The organism is Vibrio sp. 1727 (assembly GCF_033344415.1).
In the GTDB taxonomy this organism is placed as follows: domain Bacteria; phylum Pseudomonadota; class Gammaproteobacteria; order Enterobacterales; family Vibrionaceae; genus Vibrio; species Vibrio alginolyticus.
Genome location: NZ_JAWPOT010000003.1, coordinates 72,983 through 89,870, shown reverse-complemented (window position 1 = coordinate 89,870; position 16,888 = coordinate 72,983). Strand labels below are relative to the sequence as shown.

Annotated in this window: 15 protein-coding genes and 1 pseudogene; 10 read left to right on the top strand and 6 right to left on the bottom strand. The window is 43.7% G+C overall.

Features of this window, described 5'->3' with window-relative positions; translation table 11 throughout:
• Complete coding sequence (locus tag R8O10_RS04690) at positions 1–1,323, top strand: ATP-binding protein (protein ID WP_318191148.1); 1,323 nt, start codon at positions 1–3, stop codon at positions 1,321–1,323.
• Here the strand turns inward: R8O10_RS04690 and R8O10_RS04685 are convergent.
• On the bottom strand, positions 1,304–1,960 hold the full coding sequence (locus tag R8O10_RS04685) for a pyridoxamine 5'-phosphate oxidase family protein (RefSeq protein WP_005385609.1): 657 nt from the start codon (positions 1,958–1,960) through the stop codon (positions 1,304–1,306). The genes R8O10_RS04690 and R8O10_RS04685 overlap by 20 nt on opposite strands.
• A gap of 100 nt (positions 1,961–2,060) precedes the next feature.
• Here R8O10_RS04685 and R8O10_RS04680 point away from each other — a divergent pair, with 100 nt between their 5' ends.
• Positions 2,061–3,506, top strand: a complete 1,446-nt coding sequence (locus tag R8O10_RS04680) for a PLP-dependent aminotransferase family protein (RefSeq protein ID WP_318191147.1) — start codon at positions 2,061–2,063, stop codon at positions 3,504–3,506.
• Here the strand turns inward: R8O10_RS04680 and yjeH are convergent, their stop codons facing one another.
• Entirely contained in the window at positions 3,507–4,769 is a 1,263-nt protein-coding gene (gene yjeH / locus R8O10_RS04675; protein ID WP_017635168.1) for an L-methionine/branched-chain amino acid transporter, read from the bottom strand.
• Positions 4,770–5,096: 327 nt separating this feature from the next.
• On the opposite strand from yjeH, the gene R8O10_RS04670 reads away from it, so the two are divergent.
• From R8O10_RS04670 to R8O10_RS04655, 4 genes are all read left to right on the top strand, one after another.
• Positions 5,097–5,552: an Lrp/AsnC family transcriptional regulator gene (locus tag R8O10_RS04670; protein ID WP_005373615.1), complete on the top strand. Its 456-nt coding sequence runs from the start codon at positions 5,097–5,099 to the stop codon at positions 5,550–5,552.
• Positions 5,553–5,592: 40 nt separating this feature from the next.
• Positions 5,593–6,507, top strand: a complete 915-nt coding sequence (locus R8O10_RS04665) for a LysR family transcriptional regulator (RefSeq protein ID WP_005385616.1) — start codon at positions 5,593–5,595, stop codon at positions 6,505–6,507.
• A gap of 109 nt (positions 6,508–6,616) precedes the next feature.
• The gene (locus R8O10_RS04660; protein ID WP_005385618.1) at positions 6,617–7,231 is read left to right on the top strand and encodes a LysE family translocator; all 615 of its coding nucleotides are present in this window, start codon (positions 6,617–6,619) and stop codon (positions 7,229–7,231) included.
• Positions 7,232–7,560: 329 nt separating this feature from the next.
• Complete coding sequence (locus tag R8O10_RS04655; RefSeq protein ID WP_318191146.1) at positions 7,561–7,890, top strand: hypothetical protein; 330 nt, start codon at positions 7,561–7,563, stop codon at positions 7,888–7,890.
• 125 nt (positions 7,891–8,015) lie between these two features.
• Here R8O10_RS04655 and R8O10_RS04650 read toward each other — a convergent pair whose 3' ends face one another.
• Entirely contained in the window at positions 8,016–8,237 is a 222-nt protein-coding gene (locus tag R8O10_RS04650) for a hypothetical protein (protein WP_005373607.1), read from the bottom strand.
• 240 nt (positions 8,238–8,477) lie between these two features.
• Entirely contained in the window at positions 8,478–9,911 is a 1,434-nt protein-coding gene (locus R8O10_RS04645) for a glyceraldehyde-3-phosphate dehydrogenase (protein WP_025767937.1), read from the bottom strand.
• Between the two features lie 615 nt (positions 9,912–10,526).
• Here R8O10_RS04645 and R8O10_RS04640 point away from each other — a divergent pair.
• Positions 10,527–13,162: pseudogene (locus R8O10_RS04640) on the top strand (ATP-binding protein).
• Between the two features lie 68 nt (positions 13,163–13,230).
• On the opposite strand, the gene R8O10_RS04635 reads toward R8O10_RS04640, so the two are convergent.
• Both R8O10_RS04635 and R8O10_RS04630 read right to left on the bottom strand, forming a co-directional pair.
• Positions 13,231–14,574: an MATE family efflux transporter gene (locus R8O10_RS04635; RefSeq protein ID WP_025767935.1), complete on the bottom strand. Its 1,344-nt coding sequence runs from the start codon at positions 14,572–14,574 to the stop codon at positions 13,231–13,233.
• A 121-nt stretch (positions 14,575–14,695) separates the two neighbouring features.
• The gene (locus tag R8O10_RS04630; RefSeq protein ID WP_005373603.1) at positions 14,696–15,010 is read right to left on the bottom strand and encodes a DUF496 family protein; all 315 of its coding nucleotides are present in this window, start codon (positions 15,008–15,010) and stop codon (positions 14,696–14,698) included.
• 241 nt (positions 15,011–15,251) lie between these two features.
• Here R8O10_RS04630 and R8O10_RS04625 point away from each other — a divergent pair, with 241 nt between their 5' ends.
• The 3 genes from R8O10_RS04625 to R8O10_RS04615 all read left to right on the top strand — a co-directional run bounded on the left by R8O10_RS04625 (position 15,252) and on the right by R8O10_RS04615 (position 16,585).
• Entirely contained in the window at positions 15,252–15,455 is a 204-nt protein-coding gene (locus R8O10_RS04625) for a hypothetical protein (RefSeq protein ID WP_031777159.1), read from the top strand.
• 165 nt (positions 15,456–15,620) lie between these two features.
• On the top strand, positions 15,621–16,271 hold the full coding sequence (locus tag R8O10_RS04620) for a YceH family protein (RefSeq protein WP_005373594.1): 651 nt from the start codon (positions 15,621–15,623) through the stop codon (positions 16,269–16,271).
• Positions 16,268–16,585, top strand: coding sequence for a GIY-YIG nuclease family protein (locus R8O10_RS04615; RefSeq protein WP_005373593.1), 318 nt, complete (start codon positions 16,268–16,270; stop codon positions 16,583–16,585). Before R8O10_RS04620 ends, R8O10_RS04615 begins: the two co-directional genes overlap by 4 nt.
• Positions 16,586–16,888: the final 303 nt, after the last annotated feature.

Here is a 16,888-nt window from a genome sequence, read left to right as displayed (position 1 = left end):
GTGTTTTCCCTGTTTACTCGTCTATATGTGGGGTTAGTAACCGGCCTTGCGCTGACAGTTGCTTTGTTTCTCTTTATAGGGGAAGAGTACATGCGCAAAACAGAAGTCGGTGTTTTTTTGAACGATGGTGCTTATTTTGTCGATCAATACATTGAGCAACGAGGTACTCCGGATTCTCTCTACAAGAAGTTAACCGAAAACGGCAAGCAAGATTTCTTTATCTTTGATTTAACATTGGTTGAAAACTGGGACGGATCACCGCCTTGTCGAGATTGTAATCTGCTGTACCGAATGCAAGGGATACCTGTTTATCTTATTGACGGCAGTACCTATGCTGCGGTATTCCCTTTGCCTAACACTTCGAAGAGTTTAGTTTTCAAAGAAAAAACGGACTTCTTTAGCCCACACGTTGATTGGAATGAAGATTCTGAGATTGTATTTATACTTACTCTGCTTTTGGTTGTTGTATGCAGTTTAGGCATTATGGTTTACATACCTGTACGACGTCTTGACCGCCAAATTCGGCAACTAACGGCTGCGCAACAACAATTTGGTTCTGGTGAGTTGAATACGCGAGTCGATCTAAAGCAATTTTCGCAACCCGTGAAAGAGCTCGCCCAAGGCTTCAACTGCATGTCTGAAGAGATTGAGAGACGAGTACGCCAAACACACATCTTTACTCAAGCTATTCCTCATGAAGTGCGCACTCCGCTGAGTCGTATTCAGCTAGCGACGGATTTAGCTCGACGAACGAGTGGTGAAATGCAGGCAGAGTTACATGACGATATTGAACGATACGTTGATGTAGTGACGGATTTAACATCCGACATCGTCATGCTGTCTCGCTTGAGTGTGAAAAACCACTCATGGATCGATTCTGTTGAAACCATGGAACTGCCACTTTGGTGTAAAAGCCGCATGAGTTACCTAGGCTTAGAGTCCGCCATGTTGAGAGCAGAGAATGAACTCGCGAACCAATTGATTCACTTTCAGCCTACTTTGGGTAACCTCGTCCTCGATAATTTACTGCAAAACGCCAAGCGTTATGGTGAATCCTGCGTTGAGGTGACGATTCGAACGGTAGCGGATTGCTGGAGCATCGATATTGAGGACGATGGTCCGGGCATCCCTGAGGCGATGCGAGAAGAAGTATTTATGCCATTTTCGCGCTTAGACAAAAGCCGCAACGCCGACATGAAAGGCTTTGGTTTAGGGCTTGCCATCGCTACCAGTGCAGCGCGGCAACTGGGGTGGGAGCTTTCTGTCGGCGAGAGTCACTTAGGCGGCGCACGTTTTACGGTGCTTATTCCTGCCAACGGTTAGAGTAGGCACTGCGGTAGTCTGGCTCTGCGATACCTTCATACAAATCGTCACAAGCTTGCAGTGGACCTACGACGGTTCGGTAGGGTAGGACACCTGCCCAAACAGGGATGTCCATGTCTTCCGCATCGTCGTTGACGCCAAAATTGCTGATTTTCACTGATGCCTCCGTGAGCGGGATACGCAGTAGCATGGTGGCTTTGAGTTCTTTTTCATTACTCAAACGGACTTGTTCTGTTCTCCCCGGAGCGATCTGTTCAATAAAGTGATTCAGCAACCTGTCTTTCTCTTGGTTATCTTCCACCACCTCAAACTGGCCAAAGACCACAGCACTGCGATAATGCGCACTGTGGTGAAACGCACTTCGAGCCAATACCCAACCATCAAACAAAGTAAAGGTTAAGCACGTTTGCACTCCTTGTTTGAGTGAGCGTAACAGTCGACTGTTGTTGGCACCATGGATATACACGTAATCATCGACGCGCCATGCCAGCATAGGGATGACCACAGGGCCTGACTCGTTGGTTATCGCAATATGAGCGATTAGGCTTTCATCTATGATGGCGTGCAGTTTGCTAACATCAGAGACGGCTTTATGTGCGCCTTTCTTAATTTCCGTTCTATTGGTGTTGGATAGCATTTTCTCTCCTTATTTGCTCACGATTACGAGCGATTGATCCTCATTCTTTGATTGCAATGTAGCGTTTAACTGGTAGCTTAAAGAGAGCCAGTTTTAACTAATGGATGGATCCAGTTTGTCTTTGATTGATATCGGTGACCTGCATTTAAAAGACAGTGATGGAACGCGTCAGCAAGCGTTGTTTTTTGCTATTCGCAAGAAAATTGTTCAAGGACTGTGGATGAAGAATGGGAAGCTGCCTTCTACGCGGAAGCTTTCACAAGAGCTTAATCTAAGTAGGAACACCGTGATTTCTGCCTACGAACAGTTAGTGGCGGAAGGGTACTTGAACAGCCAAAAAGGTTCTGGTTTTTATGTTGCCGTAGAACTGCCAGAGCAGTACTTGCCTGAACCTAGTTCAGTTCAGAGAGACTCATCACCGAAAGCTCACTTTGATATCAACCGCGCATTTGCACCGGGTGTGCCGGATTTGGACGCATTTCCGATGGCGCAATGGCAAAAGTTACTCACTCGCCATATGTCTCGTACTTGCTTGTTGGGGAATCAAGATATTCAGGGTAGTTGGGCATTGCGCTGTGCTTTAGCTGACTACCTCGCATCAAGCCGTTCAGTGAATTGTTCTCCAGAGCGCATTATTATTACCTCTGGGGCGCAGCAAGCGTTGTCGATTGCGACGATGGTAGTGCTCAAACAAGGTGATAAGGTTCTGATGGAGCAACCAGGTTACGCGCAAATGCGGAAGTTGATTCAGTTCCAAAACTATCAATTTGAGCCTTTGTTCGTAACAGAGAAATTAGGTTTTGATGTGGAAGCGGTGACCTCAAGCGATGCCGATGCGCTGTATATTACACCAAGTAATCAATATCCGATGGGTACCACACTCAATACCGAGCAAAGAGGAAAGATCATCAACTGGGCGGTCGAACAATCAAGTTGGATCATCGAGGATGATTATGACAGCGAATTTCAGTTTGCTCATCGTCCCTATACCAGCTTACAGGGGCTAGCAGCTCAAATGGGTCGAGATGATCGTGTGTTGTATGTGGGTTCCTTCAGTAAAGTGATGTTTAACGGATTGCGGCTTGGCTACCTTGTAGTTCCTGAACGCTTAGTAGAGCAATGCTTAGTGGTTAAGGATGCGTTAAGTGGTGATTCGCCGACGCATACACAAGAAGCATTGGCAGACTTTATTACTGAAGGTGGGTTATTACGTCATATTCGAAAAATGCGTCGACTGTACAAAACTAAGCATGAACAGATGCATGTATCCATTCAACAGCATTTTGGCGACCGTGTTTGCGTCGTTAGCCAAGCGGCGGGGCTTCATGTTACGTTGAAATGGCAAGGCGGTATGGATGAGCAGCGTTTTATAAAACTAGCAGAGCATGAAGGGATCATCTTGCGACCTTTGAGCTATTATGAACACCCAGATTTTCAAGCACGTCACTGGCATGGTGCCGTGCTTGGTTACGGCAATATCGCGTTAGAGAACATAGACGCTGGTATCCAACGTTTAGCTCACATATTTCGAAATGGGAAGCGATGACTATTCAACTACACGTGTTTGTCGCTTATGTCGCCACTGTTTCCAAGGCAGTAAAAGTAGAGTAAAAATGCCAAGTGCATAAAACATTGACCAGCCTAAACATATAAAAACACCGGTACAAAGCAGTAGGGACAGTCCCGCAAGTGTTTTACCAAATCCTCGAAGCAATTTGAAAGCGGCTAACATCGCCAACATGTAAACCAGAACGAATACACTGTTTGCGAGTTTTAGGAAAAACTCCAGATCGAGCTGTGATAGGGTTCCTATCACACAAGATATCAATAATATGCCGCCAACTAATATGGTGGCTGAGAAAGGGACACCACGACGTGAAATCTTGGCTAGTGGACTAGAAGGACGATGTTCACGAGCTTGAGCCCAGACCATTCGCGCTAGGCTCTGTGTGTATAAGTTAACGCTCGCGAAACAAGCGGAGAAACCTATCAAGCTGATTATCCATTTGGCTCCATCGCCTAGTAGTTGGGCACTAAGCCAGGGGATGGATGCGTTATCAAATTGAGCGTTACCATACGCGCCAAATTTTAAAATAACGACAGAGCATGCCCAATAGGTAGCCCCTGCTACAAAACAACCGACCACAATGGCAATAGGGAAATCTCTTTGAGGGTTTTTGAACTCTTCCCCCATATGGGCAAAAGCCTCTATGCCAACAAAACACCAGAACATCACGCCTAACGCTGCGGTAATAGGCCAAATTGACTCTTGTGTGATGGCGGGCATCACAAGATCGGCGCTGTTAACGTCGCCTTTCCATAAAAATGCGCCAACAAGTGCGAAGACACTCAAAGCAATAAGAGTTTGTAAATGACCTGATGATTTCGTGCCCATCAAGTTGACGAACACAAGAAGTACTACTGTGAGAACTTGTGCAAACAGATTGTTACTAATAGGCTCTGGCAATATTTGTTGTAGAAAGCCTGCGGCGAGTGCAATCGCGGCCGGAACCCCTACCGGAATGACACTAACAAATAGCCAAGCGACACTACTTTCCAGCTTGGCGTTAAAGGCTTTGCGTACAAAAAAGGCTGTTCCGCCCGCGTTGGGGTATCGTTTACCCAGTTGAGCAAAAGTCAGCGCAATAGGACAAATCGCGATGAACAATAAAATCCAAGCCCATAGTGAAAAATGGCCAGCTATACCTGCTGCGATAGCCGGGATCATAAACAGCCCCGTTCCCATTAATGTGGTGGATAACTGTGCGATACCTGATGTGAGTGAAATGTCTTTTTTGAGCTCTTCCATGCGAATTGATTCATCCAATGTTATGAGGCTTATTACGAAAAAGCTTGTGGCTTCTGGTTATTTCGTTTTATGTGTTTAAGCGATGCTATTTATGTGTTGAGTGTATAAGGTGGGAATTTGATTTCAATGTGTTATCTATTTTCTGTTGAAATGGATAACAGCACTCATCTCATGCCCGCCAAATAGCATATCCAAAATGTTAATAACAAAATGATTTACTAAACCGTCAATATGACGGTTGTTTTAAATAATTCCAACAAAATGTTGGTTTCTTATGCAGTTAGAATCGGTATAGAATGAGAAAAATAAGGAAAGCTTGGTAACGGTATGGACAAGTTTGATCATAAGATTGTGGATCTGCTCAGGCACAACGCTCGGCTGTCGGTGACTGAAATTGCGGATAAAGTAAACCTTTCTCGTTCTGCGGTAACGGCCCGTATTCGCAAGCTAGAGCATGACAAAGTGATTCTAGGGTATCACGCTGAAATTGCGCCTTCGGGTGGGGATTCGATTTGCGCCTATTTTGCCTTAAAGTTCGATAAATCAACCTCTACGTATTATTGCGAATCATACGCGGACGAGTTATACAAAATTGATGGCGTAAAATGGTGTCATGCGATCAGCGGTGAGACGGACATGATGGTTTTTGTCGAAGTGCCTACGATGGCTCGCTTGAACGAAATCAGAGATCAAATTCAACGATATCCAGAGCTTCGAAACCTGATGACTCATACCGTCTTAGCTGAATTCTTTAACACGACTGGGAACCTGTTTGTGAAGTGACCATGAATGGATGCCATGTTGAAAACCCTTCTGAGCGAATATGTTAAACAACATTAATTTGAATCTACTTAGATCCTTGCATGTACTTTTAGAGGAGTGTCATGTCAGCCGGACCGCAGAACGTTTGCACATTACGCAGTCTGCCGTCAGTCGACAGCTTGCACAATTGCGCGATCTGTGTGGTGACCCACTGCTTATTCGTCAAGGTAATCAACTGATACCAACGCCACGAGCAATAGCGTTAAAATCAAAGCTTGATGCATTACTGGCTGAGTTTGACCATTTACTCGATGACCAACCTTTTGAGCCGCGGCAGTGGCAAGGTGAGCTTGTTATTGCTTCTAGTGACTACGTGGCGCAATACGTATTGCCCGATATTGCCTCTCACTTGGGTGAACAAGCGCCACAGCTAGATATGGCGTACCGACTGTGGCAACCCAACTTTCTTGATAAACTTCATGAGACGGGCATCCATATCGCGTCTTCTATGTATCCAGAAAAACCACAGAGTGTGTCGAGCGTTAAAATTGGTGAGGATTCATCAGTTTGTTTGATGAAATCTTCTCATCCGTTAGCAAAGCAGGACCAGATCAGTATTGAAGACTTGATTTCATATTCACACATCAAAGTGACTGGCGGCGGAGACAAAGATTCCTACACTGATTTAGCATTGAAAGAGCTAGGGCACACCCGCCACGTTACCTTTAAGGTTCCATTCTTCTCTGCTGCGATCAATCGCTTAGTTGCAAGTGAGCACCTGATGGTGGCTCCTGAACATATTGCCGTTAACCTCGCTAAGCATTGGGACTTAACCCATAAAGCATTACCACTCGAAACACCTATTCATCAATATTGGTTAATGTGGCACCCCAAATACGACACGGATCCTGCGCATAAATGGGTGCGAGAAGAGATTCGCTCAGTAATGCAAATCTCTGAATATTCCATTCGCTAATACGTACACCGTTTAGCCATGACTTGAAGTCATGATTAGTATGAATAACTTTGATTTCTAATTATACCTCTTCCGTTGATAGAGTGAGCGTCAAAGAGGGGAGATTCTTATGACACTAACAGTTTGGTTATCACTTTTTACCGTGTGTTTATTAGGGGCTATGTCACCAGGTCCCAGTTTAGCTATTGTCGCTAAGCACTCGTTGGCTGGTGGACGTATCAATGGATTAGCTACGGCTTGGGCTCATGCGTTTGGCATTGGTATATATGCGCTTATTACCTTGATTGGTCTCGCTGTTGTTTTGCAGCAAAGCCCGATGCTGTTCAAGACGATTAGCCTTGTGGGTGCGGCATATCTTGCGTATTTAGGGTTTAATGCTTTGCGTTCAAAAGGTGGTGTGGCTGCGAAGTTGGAGTCAGGTGAGGAGACAACGGTAATCCAGTCTGCGCGAGAAGGCTTTTTTATCTCGATTTTAAGTCCCAAAATTGCTTTGTTTTTTATCGCATTATTCAGTCAGTTTGTCGCGCTCGGTAATGATTTGAGTAATCAGATGATCATTGTTGCCACGCCGTTTGTTGTGGATGGGCTTTGGTACACCTTTATTACCCTAGTGCTATCGAGCTCTAAAGTCGTTGACAGAATTCGCTCTAAGGCAGTGTTGATTGATCGTTTGTCAGGGGTAGTACTCATGCTGCTGGCTCTTAGAGTGGTCGTAACGGTATAGACAAGCTCGCAAGACAGAAATACTAAAAGCAGCCCGTGTGGCTGCTTTTTTGTCTACTCTCAGTAAACCTTACACAATTTACGTAACTCTGACGCTAAACGTTGCTAAAATTAATATTATCAATAGTGTTACTTTGGTTCATATTCTCATTTGCTGTGAAAGCTACTTTCCAACGCATTGTTATAATGAGAACGATAGCCACTTAACGTTAATACTAACAGTGTCGCATATTAAGTCGAGAGTGCTTTATTGGATAAAAACGGACTTTCCTCTTACTTACCCTATGAAAGGGGTAGAGACTCCATGACCGTTTAGAAGGTGAGAGCAATATGCAAAGAATAGTAGATTTAGCTCCAGTAGTAATTTTGACCAGTGTTTGCAGCGTTGCTTGGATATTCTTTTCAACAAAGAGCATTTGGGTGTTTTTTGAACTGTTTGTATTTACGATGCTTGGCTTTGGCCTTTTGTACGGGTTACTACAAAAGGCTGATCCTAAACACTTTGACTTTGTTTTAAACCACATCGATGAAATTAAGAAGGAAGGCAAAGATGCTTGCCAAAGCGGCGCTCCGAAAGAATCCAACCCATACTCTGGTGTCGATGGTGATTTATGGGAGGCTGGTTACACAGCCTCCTACAACAAAAAGATAAAGCAATAAACCGCTAGGTGCTTATTCAATATTGTGCTTTTCAAAAAAGCACCCTGCCATTTTAAGGACAGGGTGAAAGCAAGAAGTTTCTCAGGAGCGGTTGGGGGAGAGAAACTCATCTAAATCTTATTTACTTACCGGCGAACCTCTTCAAATTCACCTTCAATCGCATCTGCTTTACCTGTATTAAACTCATACTCTTCGTGCATTTCTCTCTGCATTTTCTTGACGCGCTTTTCAATACGTTTACCGGTAATTAATGCTGCGATGGTCAACGGAATCGCAATGATCAAGCTAAATACTAACGTAAAAAAGCCGGTAATCAGTGCTAGTGCAGTTACAATAATCCGATTCATAATCATGACCTCTCTGTAATTTATGTGCTCAGATTAATGCTGTGAACATGAACAAAACATGAATGCTGACGTTCACTTTGTCCGGAGAGTGTCAAATGAATGAAACGAAAAAACGCCTGAGGGTGATCAGGCGTATAAACGGGGAAAAATATTAGTAATGCGCATGGCGCTTATTATTTAGAACAAATATGAGATATTGTCCGCTACGCTATGTGGTTAACGTTGTGGAGCAAAGTTCACCTATCGAGGGAATGTTTGGTAACGAACACCCATCATTTGTTCCATACAGTGCACAACTTGGCAGCTGTAACCGAATTCGTTGTCGTACCAGATGTAAAGTACACAACGCTTGTCTTGTGCGATAGTCGCTTGACCATCTACGACGCCTGCATGACGAGAACCAACTAAGTCAGTTGATACAATTTCTGTTGAATCGGTGTAGTCAATCTGTGCCGAAAGCTCAGAGTTCAACGCCATTTCACGCAAGTAATCGTTCAGTGAATCACGGTCTACGTCTTCACCTAAGTTTAGATTAGCGACTGCCATAGAAACGTTTGGTGTCGGTACGCGTATCGCGTTGCCTGTTAGCTTGCCTGCAAGCTCTGGCAATGCTTTAGCAACTGCTTTTGCCGCACCTGTTGAAGTCAGAACCATGTTTAGTGAAGCACTACGTCCGCGACGGTCACCAGAGTGGAAGTTGTCGATCAAATTTTGGTCGTTTGTGTATGAGTGCACGGTTTCAATATGGCCAGAAAGAACACCATATTTATCGTTCAGAGCCTTAAGGACTGGCGTGATTGCATTTGTTGTACAGCTTGCCGCAGAGATGATGGTGTCATCTTCTTTAATTACCGACTCATTTACACCGAATACAACGTTTTTGATGTCACCTTTACCTGGTGCTGTTAGCAGTACTTTCTCTGCGCCTTTACACGCTAAGTGTTGGCTCAGGCCTTCAGAATCACGCCAAACACCTGTGTTATCAACAACTAGCGCGTTATTGATACCGAAAGCTGAGTAATCCACTTCGCTTGGGTTATTTGCGTAGATGATTTGGATGTAGTTGCCGTTAACGATCAGTGCTTTACGCTCTTCATCGATAACAATGCTACCGTTGAACTGACCGTGAACTGAGTCACGACGCAGCAAGCTAGCACGCTTCTCCAAATCGCCTTTTTTACCGCCACGAACCACAATCGCACGTAGTCTTAGTGGGTAACCTGGACCACTTTTCTCAATGAGAAGGCGAGTAAGTAGTCGACCAATGCGACCGAACCCGTAAAGAACCACATCACGCGCTTTCAATGAAGAATCTGCGTCGCGAGCGCCATCAAGTGCAGTGATAAGGAAATCGTTTAGAGAGCTTGTATCGTCATGTTCATTCCAGTACATAGTTGCCAATTGGCCAACATCGACACGGCATGAAGAAATGCTCATTTCACAAAGCGCTTGAATAATAGGCATCGTGTGCTCAAGCGAAAGTGGGTTACCGGTATAACGTCTTGCAACGCGATGAGTTTTGAGAATGTCTATAGTAGTAGCATTAATAAGCGTTTTACCAAACAGAACCACTTCGATTCCTTTTTGACGATATAGCTTACCAATTAGAGGGGAAATAGATTCAGCAATCGTTTGGCTAGTTTGCCAGTCTTGGAGATATTTCTCTGGACTCATTGTTGTATTAGACCTTTCACGTTTTGGGGGCTAACCATACTCTCTGCTGTTGCCTCTTCGGCAGCGTGCAAGAGTGTGGTGGGTTATGTAATCGGGTTGTAATAGTTGTGTGTGCGGATTCTAAGGTCGGAGTCCTTATTCTGCTAGGAAAATTAAATCCAGTGTAAAACACTACTTAAGGGGACGTTAGTGGTGGATTAATGTGACTAAAGCAGTGGTTTTCACGTATTGACATTTAGAAAGTAACTTACTTTTTTTGCGATGATAACGTTTGCTTTCAAATTAGTTTTGTTGACAAAAATGGATATTTTGCATTTTTGTGTGATTTAACTCGATAAGGCAACTCAATAGGTAAACATACAATAGATGATTTCCTGAAAAGTGATGCGACTCTTAGTTGTGAGTGAAACTTTATTGTTTGCATCCAACTTTAAGATCAAAAAATATGACTTAAATCACAATTTTTACTGCATTAGCCGATGATAAAACACTCACAATAACCATAGTCTAGGTAGGTGAATGTTGTTTGAAAGTAACAATGTCGTATATGCCTTTCAATGCAAGAAACTAGTCTAATATTAAATAAACGGATGAAATCAACCATTAGGCTGATGGATGTTGAGATTATCAATAAAAACACGCTTAGCACTCCTCGCACTATTACCCGCTGTGGTAATAGTGGTATTTGCAGTTCAGCAGTTTTCTGATAATGCGTTGCGCGTGAGCCGTCTCAATCAAACGGTTAGCAATATTCAAGGTTTCCAATTGATATCCAAGGCCTCCCACTTTATTTACTCCATAGAGAAAGTACGCCGACAGCCTGATCTTCAAGTCTCTGCAGCCATTAATATTGAAGAACAAGGTGAAGTTATTTCTTCTTTGCATCAAAAGTTTGTGAGTAACCCTAATACTGCTGAGTATGCTGATGAACTGAAAGAAGCCATGCTGGGGGTATTGTCAGGTAGATTGAGTGAGATGAACGACCTGGGTGATTGGGCATTTAAACAGCTCCAAAATATGTCGCGCTCTTTGTTGCAAAATCATCAATGGTATGGCAGCGACGATGGCATTCGCATGCAAAATTTTATTGCCTACCTTGCTCAGCTCTCTTTTTGGACACAGAAAGAAGCTTGGCTGACGAACCGTTTAGTCCAAGACCCTAAGAGTCGGCTAAGTCAAAGCATGTTTTATCAGGCGATTGACCGACAGCAGCAAAATTTGGATGCGTTTTTAAACTTAGGTGGGTCATACGAGCAAGTGGATAAATTGCTTGGCTTGTTTACTTCGCCGAGATATCAGAGAAACTTGGCGTCTCGCGGACAATTAATGTCAGGAGACATGTCACAAAGTGACTACGCCGCGTATTTAAAAGAACTCGATTTTCGTGTGCAGCGCTTACAAGTGCTCATTGATGGGTTCACCAAACAAACTGAGCAGTCGCTTCTCACGCAGGTTCATGAACAAAAGGCCAATATAGCGATGATCAGTTTTGGCGTTGCCTTAGTGGTTATCCTGCTTTGTTGGCTCGGATTTAGTACTTGGTTCCGAGTTAACAGCAAACTCGATGCGATCATTCATACTTTAAACGCGTTGATCAACTCCGAAGAGAAGCAAACAAAAGTCAAAGTTGATGGAAGTGATGAACTGACCATTTTTGCTCAGCAAGTGAATCGAGTGGTTGAAGAAATGCAGAGACAAACTGAAGAAATACTGCATGCAAAAGAGTCAGCAGTATCGGCTAATCGTGCAAAATCTGTGTTTCTTGCCAACATGTCACATGAAATACGCACGCCCCTTAACGGGATCATGGGCATGACAGAAATACTCTCTCAAAGTGAGTTGTCTTCGCATCAACAAGAAGTTGTTGATGACATTGACTCCTCATCTCAAACACTGCTTACTTTACTTAACGATATATTGGATCTCTCTAAAATCGAGTCTGGACGATTGGAGCTGTCACTAGTAGAAGCGGATATCCGAGAAGTCGTGTATCAGTCGATGATTTTATTCCAATCCAAAGCAACATCTAAACAGCTAAAGTTAGGTATTAATTTAGCTGAAAATATCCCCATTCGCGTGATGGTCGATGATCATCGTGTCAAACAGGTAGTTACGAATCTGGTATCGAATGCGGTTAAGTTTACCGAAAGTGGGCATGTATGCGTTGATGTTAGTTATGAGGAGTTACTTGAGAAAGAACGTGGAGTGCTGACGTTTAAAGTAGAAGATACCGGAATAGGCATTGATCAAGATAAGTTAACCACGATTTTTGAACCCTTTACTCAGGAAGATGAAGGAGTGTCGAGGCAATTTGGCGGCACAGGGTTGGGTTTGGCAATTTGTTGTCAGCTTGTGTCGATGATGGGGGGCAAGCTCGTAGCAACATCTACAAAAGGAGTGGGCACATGCTTTGAATTCTCGATTGAGGTTGAAGCAATTCCTGTGTTTGGCTGGCGTTCTGAGGTGATTAATAAAGGGCTTTTGATCTGCTCAAATTACGACTACGCCGACCAAGTATTAAAAGAGTGTCGCTTAGCGAAAATCAATCTCTTTGGTGTTAATAATGTGAATGAAGTGCAAGCGATAAATGATGACTTTGATGTCATATTTCTGTGCCACAGTAACGACGCTAATACCGATGAAATCTTGGATAATCTATCATTTAATTACGATCTTCGCCGTGTGATTATTTGCCAGCATCATTTATCCACTCCCTACGAAAATGCAGAAAAAGTACATGCCGTACTCACATTACCTTTCCTTGGCAATCGATTTAAGCATGTCATTGATGATTTAGCTAAGGTTGAAAAGACTATATCAAGTGACAATGTCACCAATAATGTTGTCAGCTCTGAATATCGAGCGTCGCGCTCTCATCGGAGGATCTTAATTGCGGAGGATAACTTGATGAACCAGAAAATAGCGAGTTTCTTTCTGGATAAAGCAGGTTATGACTATTTGATAACAAGCAACGGTCAAGAAGCGTTAGAAGCCATCACAAAGGGAGAAGAATTCGATGCAATTTTAATGGACTGCATGATGCCCGTGATGGATGGACTGACCGCGACGAAAGAAATTCGTCGTTGGGAAAAGAAAGCAGGACTTAAAAAACGATGATTATCGCACTCACTGCGAGTGTTTTGGAAGAAGACATCCACAACTGTTTTGCGGCAGGCATGGATGCTTATTTACCTAAGCCGTATAAATCGAACCAGTTATTTGAGCTCTTTAGTGAATTAAAACTCGCCTAGCTAACATTTCAACTTAGACAAGGCGTCAAAACGATAAAGCCCCACTTCAGGGGCTTAGTTCTGATTATTCATTGTTGTGCGTTGGCTTGCGCGCCTGCGAGTTTGCGTATGGTTTGGCGATAGGTTAGGTATGCGGAAACACCAGCTAACAGGTTGCCGATACAAGCGCCTAAGAGTAAACCTCGGATTCCATCCATTTGAGCGCCAACCCACAAGCACGGTAGGAAAAAGACAAACAAGCGCAGCGCTGAAATGGTGAGCGCGGTGTAAGATTTGCCTAATGCATTACAAAGAGAAACCATTAGCATACAAACCCCTAATGAACCCAAACTGATCGGCACTATCAGTAAATGCATTTCCAAGACTTGCTCCACTTGCACATCACTTGTCATCAATAATGCGAGTGGGTTTGCGACGGCAAATGTAATGGCAGCAATCAAAAGTTGGAAACCTAGAATGAATTTTACGGCAATACTGACGAGCCTTTGGATATCTTCATAGTTCTTTGCTCCAAGTAAGCGTCCAACCATTGGAGGCATAGACATTGTCAGCGCCAAGACCGAAACGATAGCAAAGAACTCATAGCGTGAACCAAGCGCCCAAGCGGCGACTGCTGCGGTTCCAAAGCTTGCCAATAATTTTGTTGCTAGCATGGAAGACAACGGTGGCAGCAGTTGGCTAATCATCGCAGGGCCCATAATGTTACCGATAGATGCAACACTTTTGGCTACGTTAAGATCTTGCCATTGTGTCGTTGCCCAGTGATTCTTCTTCACGCGAGGAGCGACGACTAAAATACCAAACCCAAAAGCGACGATGGTTGCTATTGCCGCTCCGTTAATACCCAAGTCAAACGTGAAAATAAATAGCGGATCGAGCACAAGGTTCACGCCGCTGGTTATCATCATCATTGTGCCAGGTAACATTGTATTGCCATTAGCTCGGCAGATACTGTAGTAAAAATACAAAACCGCACCAGTCCATGAGCTTAATAACCACCAAGGCCAGTAACTGTCGATTATCGGCATAACAGATTCTGGAGCGCTTAATAGAGCTAAAATGGGGTAGCGCAAAAGCCAAATTAGCCCGCCAAAAATAGCGACACCGATTGAGCCGATCATCAATACCAATCCGCCAAGTTGTTTGGCATACCGACTTTCATTCGCCCCAAGAGCTTTAGAAATGACCGCTGTCGTTGCGATCCCTAAACCAACTTGAATGCCGATAATGACCATTTGCAAAGGCAGAGTGAAACCTTGAGCGGCTAACGGTAAAACGCCGAGCTGACCGATAAACGCGCTATCCACAAGCTGAAAGCTCATTAAAGACAGAACGCCAAAAAGCATTGGCCAGGTCATCGTAAATAATTGTTTTGCAAGCGTTGGTTGTGTACTTGTCGTAGTTGAAGACATAGAAAGCTGAATGCGTTAGGAATAAGAGTTAGATTGATTGTACACGGCGGTTAGTTTAGAGACAAAAATAAACCCCGAGGAAGATATTCTTGCTCGGGGTTCGAAAATCTAGCTTACGCGTTTATTTTTTGCCGCTAGTTTGCTTGTCTTCTTCAGTCAGCTCACGAATGCGACGGCTGATGTCACGACGTGCTTTAGAGATCTCAGCGCTTTTAATGATGTGGTCATCTACACGATCTTCATAGTCTGCTTTCATATTTTTGATGATTGCGACGATTTCATCGTGAGTCATTTCTGGTTTGATGTAGTCTAGAAGGTTTTCTAGAAGATCAACACGTTTGCGGTTATCACGAACTTTCTTTTCGTTATCAAGAAGCTCACGTTTTAGTTTGTTTTTACGACGAGCTTGGTTAACGATTTCAAATACGCTACTCATAGTTCTCTTTCCTAATTTTATGAATATCTTCCTCGATTAAAGCACAACATCCAGTGGCATAACAGTCTTTAGATCAATAGCAATGCAGAGTTGAACATTTCTCAACCAATTGCGCTGTGTACATATAATCGTGCTGCTTTCTTCGAGTTTTGGCCAACATCGTAGAATCCATCGATTCATTGTCATAACGTGGCCTTCACTATATTATCAACACCATTGAATGCAAAATGATGAACTTGATATGGACTCTGGTAACACTGCGGAGCAAGTAAATAGTCAAGATAATGAGCAAGTCACTCGCTCTGTGGCTGAAAAGTTAAAAACGGCGTATATCAACGCCCGTGAGCAACTCGAAATCATCGAAGTTGAGCTTAATCGTTCAAAAATAATGATGGTCGACCAAGATGGCAATTTGACGAGAGTGCCGATTCTCTCGGAGCATTGATACCTGACCCTATTCGTAAGGGGTGTCAGGTCTTACGCTATGCTTTAGCCTGACACCAACACCTGAACCGCTAACGCTTCTTGCACTGCTGTGTGAATTTATGGCGTATGATTTCGAAGCGATTTAGGTACAAAGTCAAATGCAAAAATAATAAGGAAATGCATTATGAAAGTTGAGCTAACGGCAATTGAAGCACGAGTTATTGGTTGCTTGATCGAAAAAGAAGTCACTACCCCAGATCTTTACCCCCTCAGCCTAAACGCATTAACCAACGCGTGTAATCAAAAAAGCAACCGTGATCCCGTGATGTCACTCTCTGAGTCAGACGTTCTCGATGCCGTTGATGCTCTTATTGAGCGCAGGCTCGTCAGTGACGAAAGTGCGTTCAACAGCCGCGTCAGCAAGTATCAACACCGTTTCTGTAATACGGAATTTGGTGATTTAAAGCTGACAGAGCAGGAGAAGGGCATTGTATGCTGTATGCTTTTGCGCGGTGCTCAAACACCTGGGGAAATTCGTACTCGTACTAATCGTCTCGCGACATTTCATGATGTAAAAGAAGTGGAAACGGTCCTTGAGCATTTAGCAAGCGAAGAGAAAGGACCATTAGTGGTCAAATTACCACGTGAGGCTGGTAAGCGGGAGTCGCGTTATATGCATTTGTTCTGTGGTGATGTTGATGCGTCCGAACTTGCAGCGCCTGTGTCTGCTGCAAGCTCGAGCTCCGATCGAGTAAGCCAGCTAGAGCTCGAAGTCGCTCAGCTGAAAGAAGAGCTGGATGAATTAAAAGCTAAGGTTGAGTCACTGCTTTCATGATGGAAAATACAACGCAGCGTTGGAGTGTCTACCTGATACGAAATAACCGCAACGCGTTGTATTGTGGTGTTACCAATGATGTTGAACGAAGATTCAATCAGCACCAAACCGGAAAAGGAGCGAAAGCTTTGAAGGGAAAAGGCCCTTTGGTATTGGAATGGTCATCGGATTTTGACTCAAAGACGCTTGCCATGCGAGCAGAGTACTATATTAAGCAACTAACTAAAGCGAAAAAAGAGCTGCTCGTTATGTCAAAAGCAAATATTGTCGTCGACGAACATCAACAAATGATGTTAGAGATAGTGGCACTCTGATAAGCCCTTGTTACGCAAAGATACACGGAAACCGCCTATGTCACATTGGCGGTTTCTTTTTGTTTTTGGAGTACCATGTAGGAATAAACTGACGCATAATGGGCTGGTGTTCTGTTTAAAGGTCCTGAGTATGAAAAGCGCGAAATGTCTCTACGTCATCGAGACAAAGGAAGCGACTCAATGTACTTTCATTTGCATCCACTCAGACCAAGAACTAATTTACTATTGAAACAGGCACTAAGAGGAAGGTAGATTACAAGAGTATAGGATGACTCGGCTAGGTAATGAATAGAGCTGAATTAG

Bases quoted from the DNA above. Each gene is read 5' to 3' on its own strand.
- R8O10_RS04685 (WP_005385609.1), bottom strand. From the start codon at position 1,960: ATGCTATCCAACACCAATAGAACGGAAATTAAGAAAGGCGCACATAAA.
- R8O10_RS04665 (WP_005385616.1), top strand. From the start codon at position 5,593: ATGTTAAACAACATTAATTTGAATCTACTTAGATCCTTGCATGTACTT.
- R8O10_RS04615 (WP_005373593.1), top strand. From the start codon at position 16,268: ATGATGGAAAATACAACGCAGCGTTGGAGTGTCTACCTGATACGAAAT.
- R8O10_RS04650 (WP_005373607.1), bottom strand. From the start codon at position 8,237: ATGAATCGGATTATTGTAACTGCACTAGCACTGATTACCGGCTTTTTT.
- R8O10_RS04655 (WP_318191146.1), top strand. From the start codon at position 7,561: ATGCAAAGAATAGTAGATTTAGCTCCAGTAGTAATTTTGACCAGTGTT.
- R8O10_RS04625 (WP_031777159.1), top strand. From the start codon at position 15,252: ATGGACTCTGGTAACACTGCGGAGCAAGTAAATAGTCAAGATAATGAG.
- R8O10_RS04645 (WP_025767937.1), bottom strand. From the start codon at position 9,911: ATGAGTCCAGAGAAATATCTCCAAGACTGGCAAACTAGCCAAACGATT.
- R8O10_RS04620 (WP_005373594.1), top strand. From the start codon at position 15,621: ATGAAAGTTGAGCTAACGGCAATTGAAGCACGAGTTATTGGTTGCTTG.
- yjeH (WP_017635168.1), bottom strand. From the start codon at position 4,769: ATGGAAGAGCTCAAAAAAGACATTTCACTCACATCAGGTATCGCACAG.
- R8O10_RS04670 (WP_005373615.1), top strand. From the start codon at position 5,097: ATGGACAAGTTTGATCATAAGATTGTGGATCTGCTCAGGCACAACGCT.
- R8O10_RS04680 (WP_318191147.1), top strand. From the start codon at position 2,061: ATGGATGGATCCAGTTTGTCTTTGATTGATATCGGTGACCTGCATTTA.
- R8O10_RS04660 (WP_005385618.1), top strand. From the start codon at position 6,617: ATGACACTAACAGTTTGGTTATCACTTTTTACCGTGTGTTTATTAGGG.
- R8O10_RS04635 (WP_025767935.1), bottom strand. From the start codon at position 14,574: ATGTCTTCAACTACGACAAGTACACAACCAACGCTTGCAAAACAATTA.
- R8O10_RS04630 (WP_005373603.1), bottom strand. From the start codon at position 15,010: ATGAGTAGCGTATTTGAAATCGTTAACCAAGCTCGTCGTAAAAACAAA.